The sequence below is a fragment of the Stenotrophomonas sp. STEN038 genome (assembly GCF_056759895.1).
In genome coordinates this window covers 1-6,389 of the sequence record NZ_JBRRDW010000099.1, presented here as the reverse complement: position 1 = coordinate 6,389, position 6,389 = coordinate 1, and the positions used below count along the sequence as shown (strand labels likewise).

Annotated in this window: 5 protein-coding genes; 3 read left to right on the top strand and 2 right to left on the bottom strand. The window is 54.5% G+C overall.

Annotation, left to right across the window (positions count from 1 at the left end; translation table 11 throughout):
• Positions 1–83 precede the first annotated feature (83 nt).
• Entirely contained in the window at positions 84–2,024 is a 1,941-nt protein-coding gene (locus ACVOLS_RS21160) for an EAL domain-containing protein (RefSeq protein ID WP_481547262.1), read from the top strand.
• A 518-nt stretch (positions 2,025–2,542) separates the two neighbouring features.
• Here ACVOLS_RS21160 and ACVOLS_RS21155 read toward each other — a convergent pair.
• Both ACVOLS_RS21155 and ACVOLS_RS21150 read right to left on the bottom strand, forming a co-directional pair.
• Positions 2,543–2,872, bottom strand: a complete 330-nt coding sequence (locus ACVOLS_RS21155; protein ID WP_481547261.1) for a hypothetical protein — start codon at positions 2,870–2,872, stop codon at positions 2,543–2,545.
• Positions 2,873–3,661: 789 nt separating this feature from the next.
• The gene (locus ACVOLS_RS21150; protein WP_481547260.1) at positions 3,662–4,060 is read right to left on the bottom strand and encodes a cupin domain-containing protein; all 399 of its coding nucleotides are present in this window, start codon (positions 4,058–4,060) and stop codon (positions 3,662–3,664) included.
• Between the two features lie 182 nt (positions 4,061–4,242).
• Here ACVOLS_RS21150 and ACVOLS_RS21145 point away from each other — a divergent pair, with 182 nt between their 5' ends.
• Both ACVOLS_RS21145 and ACVOLS_RS21140 read left to right on the top strand, forming a co-directional pair.
• Entirely contained in the window at positions 4,243–5,229 is a 987-nt protein-coding gene (locus ACVOLS_RS21145) for an urea transporter (protein ID WP_481547259.1), read from the top strand.
• A 764-nt stretch (positions 5,230–5,993) separates the two neighbouring features.
• Entirely contained in the window at positions 5,994–6,278 is a 285-nt protein-coding gene (locus ACVOLS_RS21140) for a hypothetical protein (protein WP_481547258.1), read from the top strand.
• Positions 6,279–6,389 lie beyond the last annotated feature (111 nt).

Genomic DNA, 6,389 nt, shown 5'->3' with positions numbered 1-6,389 from the left:
TTACAATCCAACACGCCGCCACAGCCATCTAGGCGGGGTCAGTCCTGACGAGTTCGAGGCAGCGCATCGCCACCCTCGGTCAGGTGTCCACTAAATCCTGGGAACTCCAGAGCTTCGTCGATCAAGTCCTACCTCTAGACATAGCCACGACGATCTCACCTGCACTTCAGCAGGCATTGCGCGGTGAAAAAACTGAGATCAATTGTCAAATTTCTACCTCCGACCATCAGCCTTCCGCCCAAACGTACATTGCGTTCCCAGACCGCGATGATTCCGGCACAGTGGAAGGTGTGGTAGTTATCGCAATCTCCTCAGCCGAACGCAATTTGGTGCAACAAGAACTCGACGCCGTACTGCGCGAATCCAAGGAATTACGTGCGGCACTGGACGCTCATGCCATCGTTGCCACGACCGATCACAAAGGGACAATCACATCTGTCAACGACAAGTTTTGTCAGATATCCCAATATTCGCGTGACGAGTTAATCGGCAACAACCATAGGATCATTAACTCGAACACACATCCAAAAACATTCTTCAAGGAGATGTGGGCCACCATCTCCAAAGGGAAGGTATGGAGCGGCGACATATGCAACCGAGCCAAAGACGGATCATTGTACTGGGTCCAAACTACGATCGTACCCTTCATCGGCGACCATGGATACCCATCCCAGTATATTGCCATTCGCGCTGATATCACCTTGCGGAAACAGGCAGAAAAGGAAGCGCGGCAGCTGGCATTTCATGACGCTTTAACAGGACTCGGCAACCGAAGGCTCCTTATGGAGCAACTTTCTGTTAATGCCGAGAGCGTGGACCAGACGGACTGTCACAGCGCCCTGGCGATGATTGACCTCGATCATTTCAAGGAGATAAACGACACCATGGGACACCCGCTGGGCGATCAGCTGCTCCAACAAGTGGCTCATCGTCTGAAGGAATCCGTGTCCCCAGAAGATACCGTCGTGCGCCTCGGCGGGGACGAGTTCAGCGTCCTCTTCCACGCAACGGAAGGCGACACAAAGGACGTCACCACACGCGCCTCCGAGCTAGGTGAGCGCATTCGAGGCGCTCTTGCGACGCCATATCGACTGGGTAACAATGTGCTCAGTATAACGCCGAGCATTGGCATAGCCGTCATTCGGGACGACAAAGATGCTGATCACTTAATCCAACAAGCCGACCAGGCACTTTATAAAGCAAAGCAGAATGGTCGCAATAACATTCAGCTATTCGATCAAACCCTCCAGAAAGAGATGGGATGCTGCACAAGAATATATCGCGACCTTCGTCGCGCCTTGGCCAATCACCAACTCCAGCTGCACTATCAACCTATCGTAGATTCAAGCAAGCGCATTTCCGGCTACGAGGCACTCCTGCGCTGGAATCATCCCACCATGGGAATGATTCCGCCCTCAGTGTTCATCCCGATGGCGGAACAGATAAATCTGATTACCGATCTCGGCGCCTGGGTTCTTGCCACCGCTTGTTCACTGCTCAAAACCTGGGATAACGACCCAATCCGCTCACAATGGACCATGTCTGTAAATGTTAGCTCGCGCCAACTGCACGACATTGACTTTGTTTCAAGTGTACAAAAAATCATTAGAACTACCGGCGCCAATCCAGAACGACTACGCCTAGAACTCACCGAGAGCCTACTACACACCAACTTGGAAGAAGCCATTGGGAAGATGCATGCGCTCCGCAAACAAGGCGTCAGGTTCTCGCTCGACGACTTTGGCACAGGCTATTCGTCCCTTAGCTATCTTAGGCGGCTGCCCGTGGATCAGCTCAAAATCGACAGATCATTCGTTCAAGACATAGAGATAAGTGCTGATGACATGGCCATCACCAAGATGATCCTTGCACTCGCCTCCTCTATGAACGTTGAAGTTGTAGCAGAAGGCGTTGAGACCGAAAACCAGTTTTTACTCCTGCACAAATACGGATGCGATAAGTACCAAGGCTATTACTTCGGAAAACCCGCCCAGATACCCCAGAAAAAAGCCAGCCCGCCGTAAGAGAAGCCCTCATCCACACACTCTTCTCACGCGAAACGCCTTCGCGTCGTCGCGTCAATAAGAAATAGAGATTTACGGGATACTCCATTACAAACCAAACAGATGACGGATATACCAGGGAGCAGAGCGGCCTTTGGTCACCGTAGCCGTGGTCGCCGCTAATCCTGCATTTCGCCCCAAACTAGCGGGTGCAAACGGAAATTCATCTGCAGTCCGAAGTCATGATCAGACTTGTCACCCAAGCCAGCTTCCATGTCAGCAATCAACGAACCATCATATTTTCATATGGCAGTGATGCAGAGCAAGGTAGCCGCAGCAGTTGAACCGCCAGCAATGAGCTGGATAAATCGCATCTAGCACTGATTCCGCACCAGACCTGCTTTGTCAAATTCACTTCCCTTCAACGACCCCAGTCCAATCTTCTCACAAATGCGCAACTGGCGCCCCTGTATACATATGGCTTCCCAAGTTGAATTGTCCTTATCAGGCCTTACCCCCCTCTATTACTTCATGATCAGTCATTTTTTTAATATTGGCATTAACAAGGTAGATCCACCTCTTGCCTGCAGTCCCGGGTAGAGGACATTGCCCTCGGTAGTCCCTACTTGATCCAGCAGCCGCACTTCGACCCCAACTCGACGCACTACAAGCCAAAGACTTTCTAGAATGGCCACCTCTTCCGGCGAACCTTCGATTTCTGTTGCCATATCTACGACAAGATCAGATATCCGTCTCACATAGATAGCTCGCTGTTCACGCGTCAGCAGAAAAGCTCCAACAACTAAGTTATGGGCCATACGATCAAAGTTCGCGCGTAAAACCTGATAGCGTGTCGGCATCGTTTCCATGACTCAGATAGCCCCCAAATTCTGATTGAATCCGTTCCACGGCGATCAACCCAAAGCTCAGACCAATCTGAAATAGTGATTTGAGGCTGCCGATCATAGCTTTCGAGCTCCTAATAGCATCAGTCCAGTTGACCAATATCGTCACCAGCCGTAATGGCTGGGTCTGGAACGTCCGCGGCCGATGAGTGCTGTTCACCGGCAGTCAGCCACCACCATCGCGCAGAAGCTGATGAATCTGCAGCCTGCGGTAGATCTAGCAGGTTCCGCATCCTAGCCCTCCGACATGTGATGACGGGATGATCCTCTCGGTAGCAGAACAGATACTCAGCGATTAATACGGCATTCGCAAGTGTAGCCATATCGAATCCGGCGTAAACGCTATAGTTACGCGGCCACATCTCGATGATGCGCCCCCCCGCACTAGGCCGGCAGCATCACAATGTGGGCTCTAATGTTCTTGGTACCCGCACGGAAACCTAAGGCCACCTTCTCATGATCTTGTCCATTGCCACCTTCAACTTGGCGATTTCTTTTCGTGAAATGCGAGATGATTGAATGCCCTCGTCGCGGTGACCTCGACAGAAGTGATTACACGGCAACGCGTTGACCTCAAGATAGGAGAAGCCTTCGGACTACATCGACCATTAACCGTATTGACCGGCTAGCTGACACGCGCCTGCACGTGGTCCATTTCGCCGATTCCGCAGCTCCTCCGCCACGGACGCCACATGATCAGGACCGGCCTGCGTCAGTTGTGTTGCAGTCAGGCCCAACAGAGTCAATTTCAGCTCAGTTAACCCCACCAAACCCGTAAGGAAGCTGCACCAGCGCCAGCCGCACCGGCTCAGTACCAGCATTCCAGCTGTCATGACCCTTGCCCTTGGTGTCGGTAGTCAAGATGCAAGAGCCGGGCGTGAGGGTAAATCGCGTGCCATCTTCGGCTTCATAGCCCATTTCTCCGGTCAGGCAGATCACCCATTGCGCCCGCGGACTGGGATGCCAACCGCCTTGCCAACCCACCGGCAGCTCGACCATCACCAACGCCTGAGCATCGGCGACCGCCGAAACGAGCATGGGAGGTGCAGGTGGCGCGAACTCCACGGCCTCCAGTGCCTGATTGAAATTTGGATCGACATGAGAAACGTCGTTCTCATCGACAAACAAGTGAATAAAATTCCAGCTATGCATGACCACTCCCAAAGGCTGCGGGTGAGGCGCTGCGCAGACACGACTGCGCGCGCGGAATGATCAACGGGTGCCCAAGTTGGCGTAGATCGTTCTCAAGACCTACACGGCAACAATTTCGTGCATGACAGAGCATCTGAGACAAGATACGCTGCTGCGCTCGTTCTCAAAGGAAGTTGGCGTCGATGGCCATACGCCTGTCCACAACTGGTCTCGTCGCCGACAATGGAGGCTTTACCCACTCTCTTCTGAACTTTCTCGACTGCGTGCTGCGAGGAGTTGGGCAAGTGATGCTGCAGGATAATAGCTATGCAGGACTACTCTTCTTGTTAGGGATTTTCTGTAACTCGCCGCTGTTCGGATTGGGCGCTCTGCTAGGAACCGGGGTAAGTACGGCCACCGCCATGATCCTGGCCGCCGATCGTGGCCAGCTGCGTGCAGGGCTTTTCGGCTTCAACGGCGGACTCGTCGCCATTGCCTTACTCTATTTCCTTGAGCCAGACGCGCTGACTTGGGGATGCGTCATCTTCGCGGCAGCCTGTTCGACTATCATGATGGCGGGCATCACCACCCTCATGGGCAACTGGAAACTGCCCGCTCTCACGGCCCCGTTCGTCCTTACCTCCCTCTGCTTCTTCCTGGCGACGGCACGCCTTGGCCGGATCGAGTCTACAGATCTGCTGCCGACCGCCGGTCTGCCCAAGGCCATTACGGTAGAAGGGGTGGTGACTGCCTCGACGATAGTGGACGGCCTGTTCAACGGAATCGCCCAAGTCTTCTTTCAGGGCAATGTCATCACCGGCATATTCTTCGTGGCCGGCTTGCTCATCAGCTCGAGGGCGGCTTGTGTAGCAGCGCTGGCAGGATCGCTGACCGGGCTTCTTGTCGCATGGGGCATGGGCGCCGCCGAACCGGCGATCCGCGCCGGCGCGTTCGGCTATAACAGCGTGTTGGTCGCGATCGCATTGGGCGGCCAGTTTTTCGTGCCGGGCCGAGCATCGGCCGCCTACGCAGTTTTCGCGACGATCGCCACGGCCCTTGTATTCGCGGCGGTTTCAGCCTCCCTTGAACCGCTGGGCCTCCCCGCGCTGACCCTGCCCTTCGTACTCGTTACATGGCTTTTTATGCTCGCCAGTCCGGCCTTCGCTTGTCTGCAACGCAAAACGACATAACGATCTCACGGGCAGCCCTTGACTTGTCTCCGCGACTGGCCTCTACCCCACCTACTGCAGGCCGCCCCGGGATCGATGCCAAGCCAAAAGACCCGCGTAGCGATCAAGACTACTTGCCCGTACGGTCTGAAAGACAGCCTTTTGTTCTTACTGAGCGCGTGTCACGTCAAGCTTTGGACATTCTCGACATTTTAGCCGTGGCTTTTGGCTCACCTTTGGCAATGGCGACTGAATGCCGTCGATGCTCTCTTACTATCGAGAAGGCAAACCTCTGCGCTGCGAGCCTAGGCTCCAGCGGGGCCGCCGCGTAGCACACACTGCGCTCGTGAAGCCCGCAAGGCTCGTAGTGACCCGCTACTTGAACTCAAGCCATGAGACAGCCCGGCCACGTGCTGAGCCTTGCTTACAGAAAACTTTAAATGGGCGAAAGCCACCAACTTCGAAGGTCGACTGACCGCGATCTACGTCAACGAACTGGCCGTGTCCCGGCTGGTCAAGCGATTGGACAGGGTGTGGTACGTGAACCTTCCTTACCACCCACCTCCAACAGACGGCAAGGTTTCGCATCTCTTCCGCCACTGTCAAAGCGCTTATTTGACCCAAATAGTCGATACAACCATTTGCTTTAAATGCAATAAATATTAATTCACATTGAAAATACCCCCATTTGTACCCCTTAGTTGATTGGATGCTATTGGACTTACTCGGACAGCGGCGCCGCCTGTCGATGACACCCCACTTACGGTATTGCTGTTGTGGATGTAATGCGCCCGCAGGACAAGATTCTGGCCAGGGAGTTGCGCGGGGAGTTTGGGCTGGCTGACGATGCTGGTGCGAAATCTGATGAGGAAGACTTCCTCCTACACCTGGCTTGCAAGGTCGAGCCGGAATCTGAGTACGGCTGGGTGGATTACTACGTCTACAGCGCCACGCTCCCCCTGGACCCGATGCGCGCCAAGGAACTGGTGTGCGCCGCGGTCCGCCAGTGGGGTACGGTTGGAAAGCCCGACTATTTCGTGGCAAAGCTGAATCCCTGGCCTCGAAACTAGGGATGCTCTGAACAAATCCTTCGGCGACAATAGCGCAAGGTTCGACGGATGACGACGATGCAGCTGAGCTTCGGGGACGCGGAACACACGGGCAAGCGCAAGAAGACGCGG

Bases quoted from the DNA above. Each gene is read 5' to 3' on its own strand.
- ACVOLS_RS21155 (WP_481547261.1), bottom strand. From the start codon at position 2,872: ATGGAAACGATGCCGACACGCTATCAGGTTTTACGCGCGAACTTTGAT.
- ACVOLS_RS21145 (WP_481547259.1), top strand. From the start codon at position 4,243: ATGGCCATACGCCTGTCCACAACTGGTCTCGTCGCCGACAATGGAGGC.
- ACVOLS_RS21140 (WP_481547258.1), top strand. From the start codon at position 5,994: ATGCGCCCGCAGGACAAGATTCTGGCCAGGGAGTTGCGCGGGGAGTTT.
- ACVOLS_RS21150 (WP_481547260.1), bottom strand. From the start codon at position 4,060: ATGCATAGCTGGAATTTTATTCACTTGTTTGTCGATGAGAACGACGTT.